Genomic DNA, 24,150 nt, shown 5'->3' with positions numbered 1-24,150 from the left:
GTCGGGTTCGGGGACTCAGCCCTTGAGCACCTGGGTGCCGCCCGCGAACTTGTCGTGCCAGCCCTGCTTGTTCGGGTCCTGCTCGATGGAGATCGCGGCCCAGATCATCAGACCGATGCTGACCAGATTGCCGAGGCAGTAGACGATATCGGCCGCGACGAAGATATTGCGCTTCAGCGACGTGGCGACATCCAGCGGCGCGCCGCCCGGGCCGATGACGCGCAGGCCCAGCAGCTTCTTGCCGAGGGTCTGACCGTTGTTCTGGGTCTCCATCAGCACGAAGTAGGCGGTGATGATCGCGGCGGAGATGACCGAACCCAGAATCGACGCGCTGATCCCGCCGCCCATGGCGGCCTCCAGGATGCCGACGACGATGCCGGTGGGGATACCGGCGATCAGGTAGTCGATGACGCGGGCGCCGAAGCGAACCCACAGCTCACCGGGCTGCGAGCCACCGAAACCCGGTGCGCCGTAACCGGGCTGGCCGCCACCCGGGTAGGGCTGGTACGGCTGCTGGCCGTAGGGCTGCTGCCCACCGTAGGCATCCTGCTGACCGAACGACGGCTGCTGACCGAACTGCGGCTGCTGCTGGGCGTACGGGTCGGACTGCTGGCCATAGGGCTGCTGACCGTACGGCTGCTGCGGCTGCTGCTGACCGTAGGGATCGGACTGCTGGCCGTAGGGCTGCTGCCCGTACGGCTGCTGGGGCTGCTGCCCGTAAGGCTGCTGCCCATACGGCTGGCCGCCCTGCGGATATTGGTTGGGGTCGTACCCACCGCTCGTCATTGTTTCGCCGTCCTCGTCGAATTCGTTCGGGATCTGGTCGAGTGCGTACGTTACGTATATCAGCTGGGTTGCAACAACCCGTTAGCGTCGAGTGTCCAGGGTTCGCGCGGCAGGTCTTCCGGCCGGAATTTCTCGAGCAGCGCCGACGGTGTGGTTGCGCCGGTGTAGCCGAGGGACTCCGCCAGCACGCTCAGCACGTACCCCGGGGATTCGCCCAGCGCCATCCGATTCCGCAGGGTGACCGCGCCGTCGCGTTTGGCCAGGCGTTGGCCCGCGGTGTTGAGCACCAGCGGCACGTGGGCGTACTCGGGCACGGGCAGCCCGAGCAGGGTTGCCAGATAGGCCTGGCGCGGGGTGGAGGGCAGCAGGTCGTCGCCGCGCACCACCTGATCGATGCCCTGATCCGCGTCGTCGACGACCACGGCGAGGTTGTAGGCGGGGGTGCCGTCGCCGCGGCGCAGCACCAGATCGTCCACCGCGCCGCGATATTCACCGAGCAGCCGATCGGTGACGGTGAATTCGGTGACGTCGGCGCGCAACCGGAGCGCGGCGGGGCGGCCCTCGGCGCGGCGCTGTTGTTTCTCGTGTTCGGTGAGGGTGCGGCAGGTTCCGGGGTACGCGCCCAGGGGTCCGTGCGGTGCGGTCACGGCCTGCTGTATTTCCCTACGCGTACAGAAGCATTCGTAGGTCAGCCCGGCCGCGGTCAGGCGCGCGATGGCCGCCTCGTAGAGCGGGAGTCGCCGGGACTGCCACACCACCGGCGGGTCCCAGTCCAGACCGAGCGTCGCGAGATCCTCGAGCTGCCGTTCGGCCGCGCCCGCGCGCACTCGATCCAGATCCTCGACCCGCATGAGGAATCCGCGCCCGGTCGAGCGGGCGAACAGCCAGGCCAGCAGTCCGGTGCGCAGGTTGCCCAGGTGCAGATCGCCGGAGGGGCTCGGCGCGAAGCGGCCGTTCCCGGGTTTTGCTGTGGCGGGGTCGGTGGGCACGTCTGTCGATGGTAGTTCGCATCCTTCGCACGGCCGCCGGTCCCGCGCATTCTTGCGGGCACGCACACCGAGTGTGCGTCCGGAAGCGAATTGTGAATTCAGTGCGAGATTGTGAGTCGCGGCCGAAGATCGTTATCCGACACCGGTTTTCCCTGGTCAATCGCGATGAGCAGGGCGTCGGCGCAGGCCAGCAGCCCGGCGGAGTCGATATCGTAGGGGGCCGGGCCGTAGGCGGTGAGACGCTGGGCCGCCCGTTCCAGCAAGGTGCGAGCGCCCTTCGAATTTCCGCGTTGAATGTGGGTCAGCCCAACGGCAAACTGCGCGAGGCCCTGCCACAGCGACTTCTCCGCGAACGGACCGTTCTTCCAGGCCGCCTCGAGTACCTCGTGCGCGTTGAAGGCCAGGCCGTCATCGATCAGCCGTTGGGCGTACTCGAGGGTCTCGGCGGGCGGCAGCTCGAGATCGTCGGGGATGCGGGGGACACCCGCGCTGCCGAATGGGAGAGGTCGCCCAAAACGGTCACGGGGTCGGGCATTCCGGGCGCGTCCGTTCTCGTCACGGTCCCGTTCGGCGTCGTCGCGGGTGTCCTCGGGCATGCCCTCCATGATTCCCCATGGCGGGTGCCGTGGCGCGCACCGCGTTTCCCGGCGGGATCATTAATGACACGACAACGGAATTCGGACTTCTGAAATTCAAAAGCCTCAAATTGCGGCTATTTTCGTGCAAATAATTAGCTGGCTAACCTTGCCGCATATTTGCTGATTGAAAACGAAAGAATGCGATCTCCTAATGACGAACCCTGCTAGTGTTTAGCGCGGGAACGGCCATCGGGGGTGCATTCCCATCGCGAAGTGCAGAGAACCGGTTGTACGGAGCGTTTGCGTGCGACCCGCGGCGTAACCGGGATTCCGGAATCTCGATGGATCTCGAGGTCGCCAAGATCGATGCCAGCAAGATCTCGTACTTGACGCAGCAAAGGAGCTAGGACCGTGAACGTGGATTTCACAGGCGCCGTCTGGCGCAAGAGCAAACACAGTGGCCCCAATGGCAACTGCGTAGAGGTCGCGTTTCTCCGCGACGGCAATGTCGCCGTGCGCGACAGCAAGGATCACGGTGGCGGGCCGATCCTCGCCTTCACCCCCGGCGAGTGGGATGCCTTCATGGCGGGCGTCTCCGACGGGGAATTCAAGCGGGCCTGATCGGCACCGCGGGGCCTGACCGCGGCCCCACCGGGAGCAAAGCGAAGCCCCGAGTCCCGGAGACTCGGGGCTTCACTCGTGTGTACGGCGGCTTGGGCGGTGGCGGTACGGCGGCTACGGCTCGGAAGTTCCGCTATGCCCCGGGTGACCGTTGCCGGCACTGCCATTGCCCATGGCCGCCTCCTGTGCCCGCCGCAGCACCGCCAGCTGTGCGTGCTCGGCCTCGCGCTCGTTGGCGGCGTTGAGCTCCCGTTCCCGCGGCGGATCCGCCCAGAAGAACGCACCCGTGCCGGGGCTGCCCGCGACCCCCAGTTCGTTCATCTTCCGCGGCACCCGAGCGCCCTGATACTCCAGGGGAATCGGATGCCCGTGCGCGTCCACCGGCCCCAGCGGCTGATGGATCTCGATGTACTCACCGTGCGGAAGTCGCCGCACCACACCGGTTTCGATGCCGTGCTCGAGCACCGCGCGATCGCCGCGCTGCAGGCCCAGGCACAACCGGTAGGCGATGGTGTAGGCCAGCGGCGGCACGGTCAGCAGTGCGATGCGGAAGGCCCAGGTGGTGGCATTGAGCGAGATGTCGAACTTGTAGGCGATGATGTCGTTGACGCAGGCCAGCGTGAGAATCAGATAGAAGCTCAACGACATGGCCCCGATCGAGGTGCGCACCGGCACATCGCGCGGGCGCTGCAGCAGATTGTGCCGGGCCCGATCGCCGGTGAGCCGCTTCTCGATCCAGGGGTAGGCGATGATCAGCGTGAAGATCAGCGGCATGAACAGCGCCACCGAGAACGCGCCCGGCACGGTGTGCCCGAAGATGTAGAGCTCCCAGGCCGGGAACAGGCGCAGGAAGCCGTCGGTCCACATCATGTAGAAGTCCGGCTGGGTGCCCGCCGAGACCTGAGACGGGTTGTAGGGCCCCAGATTCCAGATCGGATTGATCTGCAGCACCCCGCCCATGATCGACAGCACCGCCAGGGTGAAGGCGAAGAACGCGCCCTGATCCAGCGAGAAGACCGGCACGATGCGGGTGCCGATGACATTCTTCTCGGTGCGTCCGGGACCCGGGTACTGCGTGTGCTTCTGGTACCAGACCAGCGCGATGTGAACCACGATGAGCGCCAGCATGATTCCCGGCAGCAGCAGCACGTGGGCGATGTAGAGGCGCGGAATGATGATGTTGCCCGGGAAGTCGCCGCCGAACATGAGCCAGTGCAGCCAGGTGCCGATGACCGGACTGCCCAGGGTGATGCCCGCGAAGGCGGCGCGCAGGCCGGTGCCCGAGAGCAGGTCGTCGGGCAGCGAGTAGCCGAAGAAGCCCTCGAACATGGCCATGATGAACAGCAGCGCGCCGAGCACCCAGTTGGCCTCGCGCGGCTTGCGGAACGCGCCGGTGAAGAAGATCCGGCACATGTGGACGATCATCGAGGCGGTGAACAGCAGTGCGGCCCAATGGTGTACCTGCCGCACGAACAGGCCGCCGCGCACGTCGAAGGAGATATTCAGCGCGGACTCGTATGCCCGGGACATGGTGACCCCGCGCAGCGGTTGATAGGCGCCGTTGTAGGTCACGTCCTGCATGGACGGATCGAAATACAAGGTCAAATAGACGCCGGAGAGCAGCAGAATGATGAAGCTGTAGAGCGCTATTTCGCCGAGCAGGAACGACCAGTGGGTCGGAAAGACCTTGTTGATGGATCTTTTCAGGAATGCGGCACCTTGGTACCGCTCGTCGGCCTCATTGGCCTGAATCGCCAGTTTGGATGCCATATGCGTCTCACCCGCCCCCGGGACAGTGATTGGCTTCTACTACAAACGGTAGCACCCAGAGCCAGTGCGCCGTAGGGCGTTTCGTTAGGGTGCTCGGGGTGAATTCCCTCGCCGCCCGGGACGCCGCCATGTACTGGCTGTCCGCGCGCACGCCCAACGACCTGTTCCTGCTCTACTGCTTTGTCGACGTTGGCAGCGATGCGGAGCGGCTGCGGGCGGCCGTAGCGAAGCGGGTCGAGCATGTTCCGGATTTGCTGATACACGTGCTGGACACTCCTGCGAACCTTGCGTATCCGATTTGGGCACCTTGCGAATTCACGAATGACCAGTTCGTCGATCATGAACTGGCGGCGGCGACATGGGCGAATGTCACCGCCGCCGTGGGCGGCCTGGTCGGCACCGGTCTGCGCGCCGAGGATCGCCCCTGGCGGCTGCACGTCTTCCGAAATGTCCGGGACGCCCCGGGTTTTGCTGCCGGCGAGTCCGCGCTGGTAGCGGTGCTCCAGCTATCCCACGCCCTGGCCGACGGGCGTCGCGCGGCCGTCATCGCACGAGAGTTGTTCGGGCATAGCGAATTTCCGGCAGCGTCGGGTAAGGCCCGAACTACGCCGTTCATCCGCCGGTTGGTGCCCGATGCGATTGGGGAATCGATTACGAGCGTTCTCTCCGCTACCATGGCCATACCTGGAATCCCGATCGGTATGGCGCGCACCGTCGTTCGCGGATTGGGCGCTGCCCGCGCGCAACGCCGTCTCGCCGAGCTGACGGCCGCCGGTGCGCTGCCGCCACCCGCACCGGATACGCAACCGAACGCGCTCAACGGCGGCGGTGCGACGCCGGTCTCGCACTCCGTGCGAATGCTGGTGTGCGACAAGGACCGGCTGCGGGCTCCGGGCCACTCTGTGACGGTTGTGTTCCTCACCGCGGTGTCGATCGCGCTGGAGCGCCACCTGCGCGAAGCGGGCGAGGCGATCGACGGTCTCCGCGCCCAGGTGCCCATGGCGTTCGCCGGGACCGGCGTCGGCCGCAATGGCTACCGCGATCTGTCGGTGGATCTGGCCGTCGCCGCATCGGACCCGCGCGCCCGGGCCGCCCGCATCGCCGCCGATCTGGCCGCGCGCCGGGAGCGTGCCGCGCATCCGCTCCAGGGCGCACGGGACGCGGTGACCGCGGTCCTGCCCGCCCCGCTGCTCCATCGTGACGTGGCTCACGCGCCGATCGACATACTCCCCGAACGAGTTTCGGGTCACACCGTGGTGTCGAGCGTCGACCGGGGCGCCGCGGATCTCGAGTTCGGCGGCGGTGCGGTGCGATTCACCGCCGGGTTCCCGGCCCTGGGCGCGGTCATGCATCTGACCCACGGCCTGCACGGCCTCGGCGACACCGTCACCCTCTCCGTGCACGCCGATCCGGCCGTGCTGCCCGATCCCGACCGGTACGCGAGTTTGCTGGAGGCCGCCGTGGACGAGGTCGCCACCGCTTTGCGGGCACCCGGCACCGCGTTGCGGGAACCCGGCACGACCGAATAGCGAAGGCCCCGGCCGGACTGAGTCCGGCCGGGGCCTTCGAAGCGGAGGATAGGGGATTTGAACCCCTGAGGGCTGTTAACCCAACCCGCGTTCCAGGCGAGCGCCATAGGCCACTAGGCGAATCCTCCGCCGAGCAATATACCGGGTGCACCCCTGGTAGAAGCAAATGCCGTGGTCGGCGGCTGCTTCTCCGGCGAATTCGGGCTCACTTCTTCTTGATGTTGTCCAGCGCCTTGCGGGTCTGGTCCTTGCAGGTCTGGGCGAGGTCGTCGGTGCTGACGGTCTTGCCCTTGTACATGGTCAGGCGGAGCTCGATCTTGACCGAGGCATTGTCGTCCTTGACCGCGCAGGTGTAGTCGGTGGTGGTGAAGTAGGTGTAGTCGTCGGACTTGGACACCCAGTAGCCGGCCTCGCCGATGCCGGTCAGGTCACCCGAGGTGCGGCCGCTGCCGGTGGTGCCGGTGTCGGAGGTCTTCCAGATGTCGTATTCCGGGCGGTTGTACGCGCTGGAGGAACCGCTCAGGAAGGACACGTCGAGGGTCAGGTCGGCGGTGTTGGTGTCGGTGGAACCGTATTTGTCGGGCTTGGTGGTCTCCTCGTTGCCCGCGCGGCATTCGAAGCGGCCACCCGAGTAATCGGTGGGCTTGGTCTCGGAATGCTCGGGGGCGCCCTTGGAGTTGGCGGCGAACTTGCTCAGCGCCGAGGTGTCGATCACGCTGCAGCCGTTGGTGACACCGTCCATGGTGTACTTCCCGGCATTCTTCTTCTTGTCGTCACCGAGCGGGGAGCTGCCGCCGCTGAGCGCGACCGCGCCGATGATCACGCCGATGATCACCACCAGGCCGATGACGCCGCCGACGATCCAGCCGGTCTTGTTGCCACCGGAACGCGGCGGCGGCGCGACGTAGCCGTAGGCGGGCGCGACCGGGGGCGTCGGGGCGTACTGCTGCTGCGGGGCGAATTGCTGCTGCGGCGGGTACTGCTGCTGCGGGTAACCGCCGGACACCGGCTGGCCGTAGCCGCCGGTCATCGGCTGCTGCGGATAGCCGCCGCCGGACTGCGCGGGCGGAATGGCCTGGGCGGGTGGGGTGTACGGCGGCATACCCCCGGCCGCGTAGTTGAGCATGGTCGGGTCCGCGCCCTGAACCGGTTGGCCGGGATCGGTTCCGGTGGGCGGGGTGGCCCACCACTGCGCGGTCTCCTGGGCTTTCGCCGGGTCGTGTGGCCCGCCCGGTCCTGGTTCGGAACTCGTCATGTGATCTTTCCCCTCCGGAAATGAGCGGGAGACCCCGCATATCGCAGGCATCGTATCGACCCCCGGCGGCACGGGTCTCGGTGAGCCGCTACACTGGCCGACGGATCCAGCGCGGCGCGCATCCTGTGAACTCCCCCAGGGCCGGAAGGCAGCAAGGGTCAACGGGCTCTGCCGGGTGCGCTGGGTCCCCTTTCTTTTTGTGGGCACCGTGGACTGGCGTATATCGCTGCCGAATCGGAGTGGCCTGCTAGTAACGTGGGCGGTTGGGTTCGCGCGGAGCGCAACCCTCGACACACACCCACGCCCTTGGAAAGGCTGTCAGATGCCTCGGCAGACGCAATTCGGTTTGATGAGCCATGCGGAACTCGTGACGGAACACGAGACGCAGACCGCGAACTACGCGAAGCTCAAGACCGAGAAGCTGACGCTGGACATTACGAGGGGTAAGCCATCGCCCGAGCAGCTGGATCTCTCGCAGGGACTCCTCGAGCTGCCGGGCACCGCCGACTACCGGGACGCCAATGGCACCGATGTCCGCAATTACGGTGGCCTGCACGGCCTGCCGGAGCTGCGCGCCATTTTCGGTGAGCTGCTCGGCATTCCGGTGTCGAACCTGCTGGCGGGCAACAACGCCAGCCTCGAGATCATGAACGATCTGCTCACGTTCTCCATGCTGTACGGCAACGCGGATTCGGTGCGCCGCTGGATCGACGAGCCGGCGCTCAAGTTCCTGTGTCCGGTCCCGGGTTACGACCGCCACTTCGCCATCACCGAGGCGCTCGGCTTCGAGATGATCCCGATCCCCATGAAGGGCGACGGCCCCGATGTCCACCTGATCGCGGAGCTGGTCGCCTCCGACCCCAGCATCAAGGGCATGTGGGCGGTGCCCAACTACTCCAACCCCACCGGCATCAGTTTCTCCGAAGCCGTTGTCCGGGAACTCGTTTCGATGCCCACGGCGGCACCGGACTTCCGGCTCATGTGGGACAACGCCTACGCGGTGCACCCGCTCACCGAGACCGCCGACCCGGTGGTGGACGTGCTGGGCCTGGCCGCCGCGGCCGGGCACCCGAACCGCCCGTTCGTGCTCGCCTCCACCTCGAAGATCACCTTCGCGGGCGCGGGCGTGAGCTTCTTCGGGTCCTCCACCGCCAATGTGGAGTGGTATCTGAAGCATCTGGGCAAGAAGACCATCGGCCCGGACAAGGTGAACCAGCTGCGGCACCTGCGCTTCTTCAAGGACGCGGAGGGGGTGCGGGCGCACATGCAGCGCCACCGCGCCATCCTGGAGCCGAAATTCAAACTGGTGCTGCGGATTCTGGAGGATCGGCTGGGCGCGTCCAAGGTGGCGTCCTGGACCGAGCCCAAGGGCGGCTACTTCATCAGCCTCGATGTGCTGGAGGGCACCGCGAGCAAGGTGGTGGCGCTGGCCAAGGACGCGGGCATCGCGCTGACCCCGGCCGGTGCGTCCTATCCATACGGAAAGGACCCGGAGGACAAGAACATTCGCATCGCGCCCAGCTTCCCGTCCACGGCGGAGCTGGAGAAGGCGATGGACGGCCTGGCCACCTGCGTCCTGCTGGCGGCCTCCGAGAAGTTGATGAACCTGTAAGGGATTCAAAGAAATAAGAGGCGCGCACCCCGAAACGGTGCGCGCCTCTTGTCTTTTGGGATCAGAACGGCTTGTGGGCCAGGACCGCGAAGATCGTCACCGACAGGTGGATGTCGCCGCTGGCCGCACCGGCCTCCAGGTCCGCGAGCAGTTGGTCGCGCTGTCGTTCGGTGATCGAACCGCGCGCGACGGCCCGGTCGGCCACGCGGGCGACCAGCGCGCCCGCGCCGACCCCGCCATCCTGAATGAGCGCGTGCGAGCCGATATCGTCCACGACCAGTCCGGCCTGGGTGAGCTGCCCGGCCAGGCGGCGGCCCGCGAAGGGGTTGGTGGTGCCCGCGATCATGGTCTCGATGACCTCGTGCACCACGTGCCGGTCGCCGGGATGCACGATGGCCGTGCCCCAGTCGGAGTCCATGACCACCACGCGCCCGCCGGGGCGCAGCACGCGGGCGATCTCACCGGCCGCGCGGGCGGGGGCGGTCAGATGCCCGAAGACGCGCTCGCACAGCGCCACATCGAAGCTCTCGCTCCCGACGGGCAGGCCGTAGGCGTCACCGCTGACGAAGGTGGCGGTGGATCCGGCCTGCGCGGCGCGGCGTTCGGCGGCCAGCAGCAGGTCCGGATCGGGTTCGACGCCGAGCGCGGTCCCGGTGGGCCCGACCTTGGCGGCCAGGGTCAACACCTCCGACCCGGTGCCGGATCCGATGTCGATGGCGCTCTCGCCGGGTTGGGTGGCCAGGGCGTCGTGGGCCCAGGCCCGCAGCCGCCGGATGCCCGGCAGGGCCGCCTGCAGATCGTTGACGTCGACGAGCTGATCTTGTCCAGCGCGGTCGAAACGGTCCGGTCGTAGTCCGGCTGGGTCCATTGCGCCTCCGCTGCGCTCCAGCGATGCGGCGTCGGGGTGTGACGCGATTCGTACTGAAGAATTAGCCATGGTGTCGGGCATGGCCGAAGCCTAGCCCTTTCGTGGCCTCCGGGGTGACCCGTGTCACGGTGACGCACGGGTAATGGGATGATCGAGGCATGGTGAGCCGCACGCTGTGTATTGCGCAGGAATCCGATGCCGACGAGCTGCTTTCGACCGATGATTTCGCCCTCTTGGTCGGAATGATGCTGGATCAGCAGTTCCCCATGGAGCACGCATTCCGCGGGCCCTGGAAACTCGCCGACCGAATGGGCGGCTTCGATATTCACAAGATCGCCGCCGCCGATCCCGAGGAATTCGAGGAGCTGGCCGCGACCCCGCCCGCCATCCATCGTTACGGGCGTTCCATGGGGCGTCGGGTGCAGGAACTGGCCCGCTACATTGTGGAGAACTACGACGGCAATACCTCGGCGTTGTGGACCGAGGGCGATCCGGACGGCAAGGAAGTGCTGAAGCGGATCAAGAAGTTGCCCGGGTTCGGCGATCAGAAGGCTCGAATCTTCTTGGCGCTCTTGGGTAAACAGCGCGGGTTGACCGCGGCGGGGTGGCGCGAGGCGGCGGGCGCGTACGGCGAGGACGGCTCGCGGCGCTCGGTCGCGGACGTCACCGACGCCGAATCCCTCACGCAGGTGCGGGAATTCAAGAAACAGGCCAAGGCGGCCGCCAAGGCGCAGTAATACCCGTTCGGCCCCGGCCGCCAGAATCAAGCTGGTTTTTAACCTCCAGAATCCTGAGGGGTTGCTTAATGCTTGCCGCCGACAGATCAGTTCGCGGCAGTGGGAAGCAGTACCAGAATGAAGATGAGGAAATTCGCCGGAATCGCGGCCTTGGTGATCGCGGCGACCGGCGTGACGGCGGGGACGGCGTACGCCGGACCGGCCCCGGCCGACGGCGGTGCCATCAATTACACCGGCCAGGTCACCGATACCGGCGCGATCATTCGCACCGACGCCGGTTCGCTGGTGGTCGAGGATGGCGTGCTGAAGATCAAGGCGGCCAATGGAACCACGGTCGCGGGCACGGAATTGAAGTTCCGGGTCGATGATTTCGAGTTCCCGATCGCGGCCGATATCTCCGACCGCACCGCCACCCTGACCCCGCAACTCGACGAATCGCACGCCGTGTACAAGCCGGTCGCGCTGCCGTACGAGGATCAGGCGCCCTGGAAGACCCAGTACGACCGGGAACAGGCCGCGTGGAACCGCCTGCGCGACACCATCTCGCTGGGTGCGACCGTCGGTACGCTGGTCGGTGGCCTCGGTGGTGCGGCTCTGGGCTGCGCCGCGGGTGCGGCGGTCGGCCTGACCGCGACCGGTGCGCTGCTGGCCCTGTTCGGTGCGGGCCCGCTGCTGGGCTGCGTCGTCGGCGCGTCCACCGTCGGCTTCCTGGGCACCATCGCGGGTCAGCTGTTCGTGACCGCGCCGGTGGCGATTGCCGCTGCGGCGCAATACTTCACGACCATCAACCAGCCGTTCAACGCCGCCAAGTAAGAATTACGGCAACCGATGGGCAAAGGTTCATCCGCGGGGAACCCGCCTGCCACATTGCGTTTGTAAAGGCGGGTTTCCATCACAGCGTCCCAGGGGAGACACCTGACAATGTTCCCCTGGGACGCATCTGCTCATCTGAAGAGAGATCTCCAAAACACATGCGTCTCAAGAAATTCACCGCGGTGTCCGCCCTGGTCGTCGCCGCGCTCGGCGTGACCGCCGGTACCGTGAACGCCGCGCCCGCCGCGGACGCCAACGCGCCGATCAACTACACCGCCACCGCCACCGAGACCAACACGGTCATCCGCACGGATGCCGGTTCGCTGGTCGTGGAGAACGGCAACTTCGAGATCAAGGCCGCCAACGGCAACGTTGTCGCCGGGATGCCGCTGAAGTTCCGGGTGGACGACTTCGAGTTCCCGATCGCCGCGGAGATCGCCGACCACACCGCGACCCTGACCCCGCAGTACGACATGGACCACGCGACCTACGCGCCGGTCGCCAAGGATGTCGCACTGCCGTACGAGGATCAGGCTCCGTGGAAGTCGGATTACGACCGTGAGCAGGCCGCCTGGAACCGCATGAAGGACACCATCTCCCTGGGCGCGACCATCGCGACCCTGGTCGGTGGCCTGGGTGCCGCGGCCGTCGGCTGCGTGCTGGGCTTCGGCGTCGGCGCTCTGTCCACCGGTGTGCTCGCCACCCTGTTCGGCGCGGGTCCGATCATCGGCTGCCTCGTCGGCGCGGGTGCCGTCGGCTTCCTGGGCACCATCGCGGGCCAGCTGTTCATCACGGCTCCGGTGGCCATCGCCGCCGCGATCCAGTACTTCACCACCATCAACCAGCCGCACGTCGTCGCGCCCAAGTAATACCGCGACCGACTGAAAGAGCAAGGGGCTCTATAGAATCAGCATCACCTCATCGGGACAGCCCGCTCGATCGAATGATCGGGCGGGTTTCCCAATGTCGGGCTGATTGCTCCCCCGAAAGTGTTCACCGAATCGGTACCTTTGGGACATACTTCGTTCGCGTCGGACCGTTTCGATCATGCGGTCCGGTCCATATCTGGCGGACCGTCTGATGAGGGAACGAAATTTCATGCGCTTCAAGAATTTCGCCGCGACCGCGGCGCTGGTGATCACGGCCATGGGCGTCACCGCCGGTACCGTGAACGCGGCTCCCGCCGCCGACAACGGCGTGATCGACTACACCGCCACCACCTCCGACTCCAGCACCATCATCCGCACGGATGCCGGTTCCATGGTCGTCGAGAACGGCAATTTCGAGATCAAGGCCGCCAATGGCACCGTCGTGGCCGGTATGCCGCTGAGCATCCACATCGACGATTTCGAATTCCCGATCGCCGCGAACATCTCCGACCACACCGCCACCCTGACCCCGCAGGTCGATATGGACCACGCGACCTACAAGCCGGTCGCCCAGGCCCAGGATGTCAACCTGCCCTACGAGGATCAGGCGCCCTGGAAGTCGGACTACGACCGTGAGCAGGCCGCCTGGAACCGTATGCGCGACACCATCTCCACCGGTGCCACCATCGGCACCCTGGTCGGCGGCATCGGCGGCGCGGCCGTCGGATGCGCGCTGGGCGCGATCGTGGGCGCGGGTGTCGCCTCGGCCACCATTGTCGGCCTGTTCGGTCCGTTCCTGCCCGCCGGTGTGATCGGCTGCATCGGCGGCATGGCCGCCGTCGGCTTCCTGGGCACCATCGCCGGTCAGCTCTTCGTGACCGCCCCGATCGCCATCGCCGCCGCCTACAACTACTTCGTCACGATCAACCAGCCGACGCTGAACGTGCCCAAGTAATTCCGCGTTCCACGCGCGCATCGAACCCCCGCTCGACACCCGTCGCGCGGGGGTTCGTTTGCAATCGGTGTGAGCCCAATCCTGTCGCCGCGTGGGGGCCGGTGCTGGACTCGGGTAATGGGCGAGCTGACCACTGAGTCTCTGGGCAAGATATCCCCGATTCACGGCGCGGCTGCCGCGCTTGCTCCCGTCGACGGAGCCGATCTGCGACGCACCTTCGCGCACTTCCCCAGCGGGGTGGTGGCGGTCTGCGCGCGTATTGGCGGGACGCCGTACGGCCTGGTGGCCAGTACTTTTGTGCCGGTGTCGCTGGATCCGCCGCTGGTGTCGATCTGCATTCAGTACACCTCGGAGACCTGGCCGCGGCTGGAGCAGGCCTCCCGGTTGGGGTTGAGTCTGCTCAGCAGTGAGCAGGAACCGGCGGCGCGGAGTTTGAGTTCGCGGCGCGGGGATCGGTTCCGCAATGTCGAGTTGCATACCGGCAATGGGAACGCGGCCTTCGTGGGCGGGGCCACCGCCTGGTTGGAGACCTCGGTGCACGAGCAGGTTCCGGCGGGGGACCATGCCGTCGTGCTGTTGCGGGTGCATCGGGTCAGCGTGAGTTCCGACTCGGAGCCGCTGGTCTTCCACCGGAGTATTTTCCGCGCGTTCGAGGGGAAATCACCTGTCGGTCAATTGAATTCAGCCTGATCGGGACCGGCGACAGTGGCGGCGGGGCTTCGTATCGTCGGTTTCATGAGCACCCTGGCGGCATCCGCGCAGGCAGCGCCGTCCACCGAAGACTCGGTGGCGACAACCGAGCGCGAGGACGGTGATCTGCCGATTGTCCGGACCCGGCATCCGTGGCGCTGGGCCACGGCCGCCGTGGCATTGGTGCTGGTCGCGCAGTTCGCGCACGGGCTGATCACCAATGCCGGATGGGACTGGGGCACCTTCGCGCAGTACTTCACCGCCAAGTCGGTGTTGTCGGCGCTGAAGGTGACCCTGGAACTGACCTTCTGGGGCACCCTGCTCGGATTCTTTCTGGGCGTGTGGCTGGCCATCGGCCGACTGTCGAAAAGTCCGGTGCTGCGCGCGATTTCGTGGACCTATATCTGGGCCTTCCGCTCGATTCCCCTGATCGTGCAATTGCTGTTCTGGTTCAACCTGGCGTATCTGTACAAAACGCTGTCGCTGGGCATTCCCTTCGGGCCGGAGGTCGTGCGTTTCCAGACCAATGGGGTGATCAGCGGATTCACCGCCGCCGTCATCGGCCTGGCCCTGCATCAGGCCGCGTATTCGGCGGAAATCATTCGGGCCGGGATCATTTCGGTGGATCAGGGGCAGTGGGAGGCGGCGCGGTCGCTGGGCCTGCCGTGGCGACGCCAGTTCTTCACCATTGTGGTGCCGCAGGCCATGCGCGGGATTCTGCCGAATGCCGCCAATGAGGTGATCAGCCTGTTCAAGGGCACCTCGATCGTCTCGGTCATGGCCATCGCGGAGCTGTTCTATCAGGTGCAGGTGATCTACGGCCGAAATGGCCGGGTGGTGCCGCTGCTCATGGTGGCGACGGTCTGGTACATCCTGCTCACCACCGTGCTGAGCGTCATTCAGTTCTACATCGAGCGGCATTACTCGAAGGGCGACCGTGCGCGGGGTTCCGCCGTGCAGGGCGGTGACCGCCGATGAGCGAGTTCGCGATCGAATTGCGCGGTGTCCGAAAGTCGTTCGGCCGCAACGAGGTGCTCTCCGGCATCGATCTGGCGGTCCGGCCCGGTGAGGTCACGGTCATCCTGGGCCCCTCCGGTTCCGGCAAGTCGACGCTGCTGCGCACCATCAACCACCTCGAGCAGGTGGACGGCGGCACCGTGCGGGTCGGCGGCGAGCTGGTCGGCTATCGCCGCAAGGGCAACAAGCTCTACGAGCTGCACGAGCGGGAGATCCTGCGGCAGCGGGCCCGTATCGGATTCGTCTTCCAGAACTTCAATCTCTTTCCGCACCTGACGGTTCGGGAGAATGTGGCGCTCGCCCCGGTGGCCACGCAACGCCGCCCCAAGGGCGAGGTGAATGCCGAGGCGCTGGAGCTGTTGGCGCGAGTCGGCCTGGCGGACAAGGCCGATGAGTATCCGAGCCGTCTCTCGGGCGGGCAGCAGCAGCGCGTGGCGATCGCCCGGGCCCTGGCCCTGCGGCCCGAGGTGGTGTTGTTCGACGAGCCCACCTCCGCGCTCGATCCGGAGCTGGTCGGCGAGGTCCTCGATGTCATCAAGGATTTGGCGCGCGGCGGGTCCACGCTGGTGATCGTCACCCACGAGGTCGGTTTCGCCCGCGAGGTCGCCGACACCGTGGTGCTCATGGACGCGGGCCGCATTGTCGAACAGGGTCCACCCGCCCGGGTGCTGGACAGCCCGGAGCATCCGCGCACCAAAGCCTTTCTCGCACACGTTCTCTGACGTCCCCGATTAGTAAGGAATCCGCCCATGTCTCTGGCGAGCCGTCGCAGACGGACCAGCGCCTTGATCGCCGTCACCCTGCTGAGCCTGTTGGTGGGCGGGTGCTCCGGCAAGGGCGACGGCGGCGCGGAGAGCACCCGCAGCGTGAACGGTCTGACCTACGATCTGTCGCCGGAGCAGGCCGGGCGCGTGCACGCCGACAAGGTGGATGCCATTGCCGCGCAGGTCCCGCAGGCCATTCGCGACCGCGGCACGCTGGTGGTCACCGGCACCATCGGCGCGACACCGCCGCTGGGCTTCTACGCCACCGACGACCGCACCATCGTGGGTTCCGAAGTGGACCTGTCCATCCTGATCGGCGACATCCTGGGCCTGAAGGTGGACCGCCGCAATGGCGACTGGGCGCAGAACTTCGTGAAGATCGACTCCGGCGAGGCGGACCTGTTCGTCTCCAATGCCACGGTCACCGAGGAGCGCAAGGAGAAGTACGACTTCGCCACCTACCGCCTGGACAATATCGCGCTCGAGGTGCCCAAGGATTCCACCTGGACCTATCAGGACCGGAAGTCGCTGGCGGGCAAGAAGATCGGCGTCACCTCCGGCACCAATCAGGAGCAGCTGCTGGTGGCCTGGAACGACCAGAACGTGGCCGAGGGGCTACCCAAGCTGGAACTGGCCTACTACCAGCAGCCCTCGGACTACTACCTGGCGCTGTCCTCGAATCGCATCGACGGCTACGTCGGCCCCAACCCGTCGGCCCAGTACCACTCGGCGACCACCGGCACCAAGGTGCTCACCACCTGGTCCGGCGCGGGTGACGCCCTGCAGGCCGAGATCGCCGCGCTGACCCGCAAGGACAACGGCCTGATCGGCGCCGTGCAGCAGGCCATCCAGTACGCCATCGACCACGGCACCTACCAGAAGGTCCTGGACCGCTGGGGCCTGGGCGGCGAGGCCGTGAAGCAGTCGCGCATCAATCCGCCCGGCCTGCCCAAGAAGAAGGGATGAGCGGTGAAATTCCTGCTGCTGACCCTGATCACGCACACCCCCGACCCGGTGACGGGCACCACCGAATCGCCCCGACAGCGTTTGCGCCGGGTGGTCGACAGCGCCCGGCTGGCCGAGGAACTCGGCTATGACGGCTTCGCGGTGGGGGAGCGGCACGAGGACCCGTTCATCTCCGCCGCGCCGCCGGTGGTGCTCAGCCACATCGCCGCGGTCACTTCGCGCCTGGCCCTGTTCACCGGGGTCACCACGCTGAGCCTGTTGGATCCGGTGCGTGCCTTCGAGGACTACTCGACCCTGGACAATCTCTCCGACGGTCGCCTGGAACTGATCATCGGCAAGGGCAATGGCGCGGCCCAGGCCAAGCTGTTCCACGTCACCACCGAGGACCAGTGGGACCGCAATCGCGAGGGCTACGAGCTGTTCCGCAAGCTGTGGGAGAGCGACAGCGTCACCTGGGAGGGGCGTTTCCGACCGTCGCTGACCGAGGCCAAGGCGCTGCCCCGGCCGCTGCAGCCGCGCCTGCGCATCTGGCACGGCAGCGCCACCAGCCGGGAATCGGCGGATTACGCGGCGCGACACGGTGATCCGCTGTTCTCCGCCAATGTCACCTATCCGATCGAGCCGTACGCGGAGTTGATCGACCACTACCGTGAGCGCTGGGCGGCCTACGGCCACGACCCGGCGCAGGCGCTGGTGGGCGCGGGCACCGCGGGCTTCCTGGTGACCCGCACCTCGCAGCAGGCCCTCGACCTGTACCGCCCGATCTTCGAGGCGCGGCTGGCGGTGGCGCGAAAGTTCAACGTGCCCATCGTGTTCGAGAGCGTCGAGGACTTCGCCGCCCGCTCGTCGGCGCTGATCGGCAGTCCCGAACAGGTGCTGGACAAGGTGAGCCGCTACCACGAGCGCTTCGGCCACGAGGTGATCCACCTGAGCGCGGACGCCGACGGCCGCACCGAGACGCAGCACCGCGACAGCCTCGAACTCTTCCAGGCCGAGGTCGCTCCCGCACTGCGCCAACGCATTCCGAGCCGTCCGCTCGGCGCCGACCGCTACCCCTCCGGAGATCCCCGATGAGACGTTCCCTCGCGTTGACCGGCGCGGTCGCCGCCGCGTTCACCCTCGCCGCCTGCGGTGGCGGCGGGGACAACGGGGGCGGGAACGGCGAACCGTCGGGTCCGCCCCAGACCGGCGGCACCCTGCGCTACGGCCTGTCGCTCGCCCCGACCTGCTCGGATCCCGCGCAGTCGGCGACCAATCAGACCATCTACGTGACCCGCCAGATCGTGGATTCACTGGTCGATCAGGATCCGGAGACCGGCGCGCTGAAGCCGTGGCTGGCCGACAGCTGGACCGTCTCCCCGGACGCCAAATCCTTCACCTTCCATCTGCGCGACGGCATCACATTCAGCGACGGCACGCCGCTGACCGCGGACTCGGTGCGCAAGAACTTCGACTCCATCGTGGCGCTGGGCGGTGCGAAGGCTCCGCTGGGCGCGAGCTACCTGGCCGGTTACACCGGCAGCACCGTGGTGGACCCGCATACCGTGCGGGTGGACTTCAGCGGCCCCAATGCCCAATTCCTGCAGGCCACCTCGACCCCGCAGCTCGGTATCCAGTCCGACGCCACGGTCGCGAAAACGGCCGACGAGCGCTGCGTGGGGACCAATATCGGCAGCGGCCCCTTCACCTACACCGAGTGGAAGCAGAACGCCTCGGCGACGCTGTCCAAGCGCAGCGGATACGCCTGGGGCTCCGCGGTTTTCGCCTCGCAGGGTGAGGCGTACCTGGACAAGATCGTGTTCACCGTGGTCCCCGAATCCGGGGTCCGCACCGGCAGTCTCGCCTCCGGCCAGCTCGATGCCATCAGTGACGCGCTGCCGCAGGATGTTCCGCAGATCGAATCGGGCGGCGGCCGGGTGCAGTTCACCGCCAATCCGGGCGTGCCCTTCGGCCTGCAGGTGAATGTGACCCGCGGACCGCTGCGCGACGCCGCGGTCCGGGCGGCGCTGGTGCCCGCCATCAACCGCAAGGAACTCGTGGACACCGTCCTGGGTCCGCAGTTCAAGGTGGCCACCAGCGTCCTGGCTTCCAAAACTCCTGGCTACGTGGATCTTTCGGCCCGCGTGAAGTACGACCCCGAGGCCGCCAAGAAACTGCTCGATCAGGCGGGCTGGGTGCCCGGCGCGGATGGCATTCGCGTCAAGGACGGACAGCGCTTGGCCGCGAGCGTCATCTTCGCGCCGGTCTTCGCGGGCAACCAGGCGATTCTCGAGCTGACCCAGCAGCAGTTGCGGGCCGTCGGCTTCGATCTGCGGCTGGAGCCGCTGTCGGTCGCGGAATCCAATGTGCGCCAGAACAACAAGGACTTCGACTTCGACTACTACAACTCGACCCGCGCCGACGGCGACATCCTGCGCACCACCTTCGCCGTCGACCAGCGCAACCTGAACGCGCGCGGCCCCGCCGAACCCCTGGACAGCCTGCTGTCCCAGCAGCTTTCGGCCACCGACCCGGCCGCCCGCGCCAAGGTCATCGGCGACGCCCAGTCCGCGGTCCTGGACCAGGGCCTGTGGATACCCACCATCGAACTGTCTCAGGCCATCGGCGTCGGTAAGAACGTCGCCGGGGTGAAGTTCGAGGCCTCGGCCCGCCTCCAGTTCCACGACACCTGGCTGAAGCGGTGATCGCATGGGCCGCTATGTGATCGGACGGGTGCTGCAGGCGATCGGCGTGCTGTGGGCGGCGTTCACGCTGTCCTTCGTGGTGCTGTACCTGCTGCCCGGGGATCCGGTGGACATGGCGGCCAATGCCGCCACCGGCACCCCGGTGGACGCCGCGGCCGTGGCGGAGATGCGGGCCCGATACGGCCTGGATCAACCGCTGTGGACGCAGTACTGGACCGCGCTGACCCACGCGGTGCGCGGCGACCTCGGCCATTCGATCTTCAGCGGCCAGACCGTCACCGGCGCGCTCGGTGACGCCCTGCCCTCGACTCTCGCGCTGGCCGGGCTGGGTCTGCTGCTGGCCCTGGTCGGTGGCACCGGGCTCGCGCTGGTGGCCGCCTACACCCAGCGGCCATGGCTGCGCGGCGTGCTCACCGCGCTGCCGCCGGTCGGGGCGTCCATGCCCGCGTTCTGGGTGGGATTGCTGCTGCTGCAGTTCTTTTCGTTCCGGCTGCGTCTGGTCCCGGCCTTCGGCGGCTCCGGTTTCCGCGGCATCATCCTGCCCGCCGTCACCCTGGCCCTGCCGATCGGCGCGGTGGTCGCCCAGGTGCTCTACGCCAGCCTGGTGGTGACCTGGCGGCAGCCGTTCGTCGATGTCGCCTTCGCCAAGGGCGCGTCCCGCTGGTGGGTGCAGTTGCGTCATGTGCTGCGGCCGGCCGCGACCCCCGCGTTCACCGTGGCCGGACTCTGGGTGGGGCAGGTGCTGGCGGGATCGGTGGTCACCGAAACCGTGTTCTCCCGACCGGGATTGGGCCGACTGACCCAGGAATCGGTGCTGCACCAGGACATTCCCGTGGTACAGGGCATCGTGGTGTTCGCCGCGCTCGCCTTCGTCACCGTCAACCTGTTGATCGACCTGGCTTATCCACTCTTGGATCCCCGCAACGCACGGCGGGATTCGAGGAAGGAGCGTGCTCATGTCTGATTTTCGCCCGCACCATCTGATCCGGAACCTGCGCGAACGCCGGCCGTCGGGACCCCGCTCGCGATTGCGGGTCGTCACCCTGAACCACCCGCTGCTCGATCCGGGTATCGCCTACTGGGTCGTCGACGACGCACCAGACCATTCCGACAGCGGGGTGTGGGCCGATGACTGAGACCGCCTGGCTGCGCCGCAATCTCGGCCTGCTGGTGGCGGGTACGGTGGTCGCGCTCATTCTGGCCTGGGCGGTGGTGCCCTCGCTGTTCGCGGGCCGCGATCCGTTGCGCGGCGTGCCCGCCCAGAAGCTGCGGGGGCCGAGCGCGGACCATTGGTTCGGCACCGACAATCTGGGCCGGGATCTGTACACCCGCGTGGTGCACGGCACCGGACTCTCGGTGAGCGCCACCGTCTTCGCGGTGCTGCTCGGGCTGGTCGCCGGATCGCTGCTGGGCTTGGTGTCGGGGACCGCGGGCGGCCTGCTGGACACCGCGCTCATGCGGGTGGTCGACGTGCTGCTGTCCATTCCCGATCTGCTCGTCGCGCTGTCCATGATCACCGTGTTGGGGCTGGGCACCCGCAATGTGGCCATCGCCGTGGGTGTTTCGCTCATCGCGCGATTCGCCCGGGTGATGCGCGGCGAGGTGCTGCGGGTCCGCAGCGCCCCCTACGTCGAGGCGGCATTCGCCTCGGGGGTGCGCTGGCACACCGTGTTGTTCCGGCATGTGCTGCGCAATGCCTACCTTCCGGTCGCGGCGCTGGCCGCGGTCGACTTCGGTGTCGCGGTCCTGTTCGTGGCCACCCTGAGTTTCCTCGGGTACGGCGCGGTGCCGCCGACGCCCGAGTGGGGATCGCTGGTGTCCGACGGGCGGGGCTTCCTGGCCACGGCCTGGTGGCTGACCACCCTGCCGGGGGTGGTGATCGTCGTGTTGGTGTTGTCCACCCAGCGCATCGCGCGTGCTCTCCAGAAGGACGATGTCCGATGACCGATCTGCTGTTGAGTATTGAGGGGCTGCAGGTCGAGTACCGGGGGAGCGCCGGGACGACGCGGGCCGTGCGGGGTGCCTCGCTGGAGGTACGGCGCGGGGAGACCGTGGCACTTGTGGGTGAATCCGGTTCGGGGAAATCGACTCTCGCGCACGCGGTGATCGGGCTGCTGCGCGGTGGCGCGATCACCGGCGGTGAGATCACCTTCGCCGGTGCGCGCATCGAGCGGGCCTCGCAACGCACGTTGCAGGGAATCCGTGGTGCGCGCATCGGCCTGGTGCCGCAGGATCCGGGTACCTCGCTGAACCCGGTGCTGCGCATCGGACAGCAGGTCGGCGAGGTGCTGCGCATCCACGGCCGGGCCGATCGGCGCACGGCCGGGCTCGAGGCAGTGCGGATTCTCGAACAGGCCGGGCTGGATCGCCCCGAGTTGCGGGCCCGGCAGTATCCCCAGGATCTGTCGGGCGGCCAGCGGCAGCGCGTGCTGATCGGCATCGCCCTGGCCTGCGGGCCGGAACTGGTGATCGCCGACGAGCCGACCAGCGCGCTGGACGTCACCGTGCAGCGCCGCATTCTCGACCACCTGGCCGCGCGCACGGCGGAATCGGGGACGGCGGTGCTGCTCATCACCCACGACCTGGCGGTCGCCGCCGAGCGAGCTGATCGCATCGTGGTCATGCGCGATGGCGAGATCGTCGAAACCGGCACGGCCGCCGAGGTTCTCGGCAATCCGCGGCACGAATACACCCGACGGCTCATCGCCGCCGCGCCCAGTCTCGATCCGGCCGAGCGCCCGCGCCGTGCCCTCGAACGGACGACCCCGCTGCTGGCGGCGACCGGCCTACGCAAATCCTTCCGCATCGCTCGCGATTTCACCCTCACCGCCGTCGACGACGTCTCCCTCGAGCTCCATCGCGGCGAAACCCTCGCGGTCGTAGGCGAATCCGGCTCGGGCAAGTCCACCACCGCGCGCATTCTCGCCCGGCTGGCCGAGCCCGACGCGGGCACCATCACCTTCGACGGCCAGGACATCACCGGGCTGCGGGGTGCTCGGCTGCGCGCCCTGCGCCGCCGCATCCAGGTCGTCTACCAGAACCCGTATGTGTCGCTGAATCCCAAGCTGACCATCGGCGCGATCGTGGCAGAACCCTTGCAGGCGTTCGGCATCGGCGATCGGCGCACCCGTCGCACCACCACCGCGGAACTGCTGGAACAGGTCGCCCTGCCCGCCTCCTACGTCGCCCGTCGTCCGGCCGAGCTCTCCGGTGGTCAGCGGCAGCGGGTCGCCATCGCCCGCGCCCTGGCGCTGCGGCCGGAACTGCTGGTGCTCGACGAACCGGTCTCGGCCCTGGACGTCTCGGTGCAGGCCCAGATCCTGGACCTGCTCGAATCGCTGCAGTCCGAACTGGATCTGGCCTACCTGTTCATCTCCCACGACCTGGCCGTGGTCCGCCGCCTGGCCGACCGCGTCGCGGTGATGCGTCAGGGCTGTGTCGTCGAAACCGCCACCACGGCCGAGCTTTTCGACAATCCGCAGCACGACTACACCCGCGAGCTGCTCGCGGCCGTGCCCCGGCCCGCCGCGCCCGCCGTCGCCCTCCCGCTCGAAAGGACGGCCTGATGCCGCACTCGTCCCCGCTGCTGCTGGGCCTGGAACTGTCCGGCACCGGCGCGCACCCCGCCTCCTGGCGGCGCGCCGACTCCCGCGCCGAGGAACTCTTCGACGCCCGCTACTGGGTGGACGCGCTGCGCGCCGCCGAGGCCGCGGGCATCGACCTGGCCTTCCTGCCGGACTCCTTCGCACTGCAATCGGCGGGCGCGCTGGGCCGCCTCGACGCGGTGGCCGTCGCCGCCCGCGCCGCCGCGCCGACCCGCCGCATCGGTCTCGTTCCGCAGGCGTCGGTCACCCACACCGAGCCGTTCCATCTCTCCAAAGCCATTGCGAGCCTGGACTTCGCGAGCCACGGTCGGGCGGGCTGGGAGGTCGTCGTCGGCGTCGGTGAGGCGGCCCTGTTCGGTCGCAAGCCCGAACAAGATGACCGGTCCCGATGGCGAGAGGCGGACGAGGCCGTCGAGGTGGTGACCCGGCTGTGGGACAGCTGGGAAGATGACGCCGAGATCCGCGACCGCGCCACCGGCCGCTTCATCGACCGCGACAAACTGCACTACATCGACTTCAGCGGCGAGCACTTCTCGGTGAAGGGACCGTCCATCACCCCGCGCCCGCCGCAGGGCCAACCGCTGGTCGCGGTGCGCGCCGCCGACCCGCACAGCACCCGCGTGGCCGTGCACCGCGCCGACCTGATCCGCATTGCCGCACCGGATCTCGCGACCGCCGCCGCCACCCGCGCCGAACTGCGCGCCGCCGTCGCCGCCGCCGGGCGCGACCCGAACCTGGTGCGGGTGCTGTTGGACCTCGATATCCACCTCGCCGACACGGTCGACACCGCCGCGGCCGAGGTCGCCCAGCTCGAGGAGTGGATCGCCACCCCGGCCCCGGCCACGGTCTTCCACATCGGCACCGTCGGCGAACTCCGCGATCTGCTGCGTCGGGTCGAAACCGACTGTGCCGCAGACGGTGTGGTGCTGCGGCCGCTCGCGCTGCACGCCGCCCTGGACCGACTGCCCGGCCGCACCCGCACCCTGCGCGAGCGACTGGGCCTACCCCGTCCCGCCGGCCGCTACGCCCACGCCTGAGGAGC

At 67.6% G+C, this 24,150-nt stretch carries 24 protein-coding genes, 1 tRNA gene and 1 other RNA gene; 19 read left to right on the top strand and 7 right to left on the bottom strand.

Going from position 1 to position 24,150, the window contains the following annotated elements; translation table 11 throughout:
* Positions 1-15: 15 nt before the first annotated feature.
* The 3 genes from VMT65_RS21855 to VMT65_RS21845 all read right to left on the bottom strand — a co-directional run bounded on the left by VMT65_RS21855 (position 16) and on the right by VMT65_RS21845 (position 2,371).
* Positions 16-786 carry an RDD family protein gene (locus tag VMT65_RS21855; RefSeq protein WP_326310160.1) on the bottom strand — a complete coding sequence of 257 codons (771 nt, stop codon included), beginning with the start codon at positions 784-786 and terminating at the stop codon, positions 16-18.
* A 59-nt stretch (positions 787-845) separates the two neighbouring features.
* Positions 846-1,775, bottom strand: a complete 930-nt coding sequence (gene gluQRS / locus VMT65_RS21850) for a tRNA glutamyl-Q(34) synthetase GluQRS (protein WP_326310159.1) — start codon at positions 1,773-1,775, stop codon at positions 846-848.
* A 98-nt stretch (positions 1,776-1,873) separates the two neighbouring features.
* Positions 1,874-2,371, bottom strand: a complete 498-nt coding sequence (locus tag VMT65_RS21845) for a DUF309 domain-containing protein (RefSeq protein WP_326310158.1) — start codon at positions 2,369-2,371, stop codon at positions 1,874-1,876.
* A 399-nt stretch (positions 2,372-2,770) separates the two neighbouring features.
* Between VMT65_RS21845 and VMT65_RS21840 the strand changes: the two genes are divergently transcribed.
* Positions 2,771-2,974, top strand: a complete 204-nt coding sequence (locus VMT65_RS21840; protein WP_442789901.1) for a DUF397 domain-containing protein — start codon at positions 2,771-2,773, stop codon at positions 2,972-2,974.
* Positions 2,975-3,088: 114 nt separating this feature from the next.
* Here VMT65_RS21840 and qcrB read toward each other — a convergent pair whose 3' ends face one another.
* Positions 3,089-4,744 carry a cytochrome bc1 complex cytochrome b subunit gene (qcrB, locus tag VMT65_RS21835; RefSeq protein ID WP_326310156.1) on the bottom strand — a complete coding sequence of 552 codons (1,656 nt, stop codon included), beginning with the start codon at positions 4,742-4,744 and terminating at the stop codon, positions 3,089-3,091.
* A gap of 98 nt (positions 4,745-4,842) precedes the next feature.
* Here qcrB and VMT65_RS21830 point away from each other — a divergent pair, with 98 nt between their 5' ends.
* Entirely contained in the window at positions 4,843-6,273 is a 1,431-nt protein-coding gene (locus VMT65_RS21830; RefSeq protein WP_326310155.1) for a WS/DGAT domain-containing protein, read from the top strand.
* Positions 6,274-6,315: 42 nt separating this feature from the next.
* Here the strand turns inward: VMT65_RS21830 and VMT65_RS21825 are convergent.
* Together VMT65_RS21825 and VMT65_RS21820 are read right to left on the bottom strand one after the other, a co-directional pair.
* Positions 6,316-6,401 (bottom strand) — tRNA-Ser (locus VMT65_RS21825).
* Positions 6,402-6,478: 77 nt separating this feature from the next.
* Positions 6,479-7,528, bottom strand: coding sequence for a hypothetical protein (locus VMT65_RS21820; protein WP_326310154.1), 1,050 nt, complete (start codon positions 7,526-7,528; stop codon positions 6,479-6,481).
* A gap of 99 nt (positions 7,529-7,627) precedes the next feature.
* Between VMT65_RS21820 and ffs the strand changes: the two genes are divergently transcribed.
* Both ffs and VMT65_RS21810 read left to right on the top strand, forming a co-directional pair.
* Positions 7,628-7,722: signal recognition particle sRNA small type (gene ffs / locus VMT65_RS21815), an RNA gene on the top strand.
* A gap of 128 nt (positions 7,723-7,850) precedes the next feature.
* Positions 7,851-9,140 carry an aminotransferase class I/II-fold pyridoxal phosphate-dependent enzyme gene (locus VMT65_RS21810; protein WP_326310153.1) on the top strand — a complete coding sequence of 430 codons (1,290 nt, stop codon included), beginning with the start codon at positions 7,851-7,853 and terminating at the stop codon, positions 9,138-9,140.
* A 61-nt stretch (positions 9,141-9,201) separates the two neighbouring features.
* Here the strand turns inward: VMT65_RS21810 and VMT65_RS21805 are convergent, their stop codons facing one another.
* Complete coding sequence (locus tag VMT65_RS21805) at positions 9,202-10,008, bottom strand: methyltransferase domain-containing protein (protein ID WP_326310152.1); 807 nt, start codon at positions 10,006-10,008, stop codon at positions 9,202-9,204.
* 158 nt (positions 10,009-10,166) lie between these two features.
* Here VMT65_RS21805 and VMT65_RS21800 point away from each other — a divergent pair, with 158 nt between their 5' ends.
* From VMT65_RS21800 to VMT65_RS21730, 15 genes are all read left to right on the top strand, one after another.
* On the top strand, positions 10,167-10,745 hold the full coding sequence (locus VMT65_RS21800; protein WP_326310151.1) for an HhH-GPD-type base excision DNA repair protein: 579 nt from the start codon (positions 10,167-10,169) through the stop codon (positions 10,743-10,745).
* Positions 10,746-10,862: 117 nt separating this feature from the next.
* Positions 10,863-11,558: a hypothetical protein gene (locus tag VMT65_RS21795; protein WP_326310150.1), complete on the top strand. Its 696-nt coding sequence runs from the start codon at positions 10,863-10,865 to the stop codon at positions 11,556-11,558.
* Between the two features lie 158 nt (positions 11,559-11,716).
* Positions 11,717-12,427 (top strand): hypothetical protein, encoded by a 711-nt coding sequence (locus VMT65_RS21790; RefSeq protein ID WP_326310149.1) that lies wholly within the window; start codon positions 11,717-11,719, stop codon positions 12,425-12,427.
* A 229-nt stretch (positions 12,428-12,656) separates the two neighbouring features.
* The gene (locus tag VMT65_RS21785; RefSeq protein WP_326310148.1) at positions 12,657-13,382 is read left to right on the top strand and encodes a hypothetical protein; all 726 of its coding nucleotides are present in this window, start codon (positions 12,657-12,659) and stop codon (positions 13,380-13,382) included.
* Positions 13,383-13,499: 117 nt separating this feature from the next.
* Complete coding sequence (locus VMT65_RS21780) at positions 13,500-14,072, top strand: flavin reductase family protein (RefSeq protein ID WP_326310147.1); 573 nt, start codon at positions 13,500-13,502, stop codon at positions 14,070-14,072.
* Positions 14,073-14,117: 45 nt separating this feature from the next.
* Complete coding sequence (locus VMT65_RS21775) at positions 14,118-15,050, top strand: amino acid ABC transporter permease (protein WP_326310146.1); 933 nt, start codon at positions 14,118-14,120, stop codon at positions 15,048-15,050.
* The gene (locus tag VMT65_RS21770; protein WP_326310145.1) at positions 15,047-15,811 is read left to right on the top strand and encodes an amino acid ABC transporter ATP-binding protein; all 765 of its coding nucleotides are present in this window, start codon (positions 15,047-15,049) and stop codon (positions 15,809-15,811) included. Before VMT65_RS21775 ends, VMT65_RS21770 begins: the two co-directional genes overlap by 4 nt.
* A gap of 27 nt (positions 15,812-15,838) precedes the next feature.
* The gene (locus VMT65_RS21765) at positions 15,839-16,819 is read left to right on the top strand and encodes a transporter substrate-binding domain-containing protein (RefSeq protein WP_326310144.1); all 981 of its coding nucleotides are present in this window, start codon (positions 15,839-15,841) and stop codon (positions 16,817-16,819) included.
* A gap of 3 nt (positions 16,820-16,822) precedes the next feature.
* Positions 16,823-17,893: an LLM class flavin-dependent oxidoreductase gene (locus tag VMT65_RS21760; protein WP_326310143.1), complete on the top strand. Its 1,071-nt coding sequence runs from the start codon at positions 16,823-16,825 to the stop codon at positions 17,891-17,893.
* The gene (locus VMT65_RS21755) at positions 17,890-19,503 is read left to right on the top strand and encodes an ABC transporter substrate-binding protein (protein ID WP_326310142.1); all 1,614 of its coding nucleotides are present in this window, start codon (positions 17,890-17,892) and stop codon (positions 19,501-19,503) included. Before VMT65_RS21760 ends, VMT65_RS21755 begins: the two co-directional genes overlap by 4 nt.
* Positions 19,504-19,507: 4 nt before the next feature.
* Positions 19,508-20,467, top strand: coding sequence for an ABC transporter permease (locus VMT65_RS21750; protein ID WP_326310141.1), 960 nt, complete (start codon positions 19,508-19,510; stop codon positions 20,465-20,467).
* Positions 20,460-20,639 (top strand): hypothetical protein, encoded by a 180-nt coding sequence (locus VMT65_RS21745; protein ID WP_326310140.1) that lies wholly within the window; start codon positions 20,460-20,462, stop codon positions 20,637-20,639. Before VMT65_RS21750 ends, VMT65_RS21745 begins: the two co-directional genes overlap by 8 nt.
* Entirely contained in the window at positions 20,632-21,447 is an 816-nt protein-coding gene (locus VMT65_RS21740) for an ABC transporter permease (protein ID WP_326310139.1), read from the top strand. The genes VMT65_RS21745 and VMT65_RS21740 overlap by 8 nt, the downstream gene beginning before the upstream one ends.
* Complete coding sequence (locus VMT65_RS21735) at positions 21,444-23,069, top strand: ABC transporter ATP-binding protein (protein ID WP_326310138.1); 1,626 nt, start codon at positions 21,444-21,446, stop codon at positions 23,067-23,069. The genes VMT65_RS21740 and VMT65_RS21735 overlap by 4 nt, the downstream gene beginning before the upstream one ends.
* A complete protein-coding gene (locus tag VMT65_RS21730) occupies positions 23,069-24,145 on the top strand; it encodes an LLM class flavin-dependent oxidoreductase (protein ID WP_326310137.1) in 1,077 nt (358 codons plus the stop codon). Before VMT65_RS21735 ends, VMT65_RS21730 begins: the two co-directional genes overlap by 1 nt.
* Positions 24,146-24,150 lie beyond the last annotated feature (5 nt).

The sequence above is a fragment of the Nocardia sp. CDC153 genome (assembly GCF_035818515.1).
Lineage (GTDB): Bacteria > Actinomycetota > Actinomycetes > Mycobacteriales > Mycobacteriaceae > Nocardia.
This window is presented reverse-complemented; position numbering and strand designations above follow the sequence as displayed.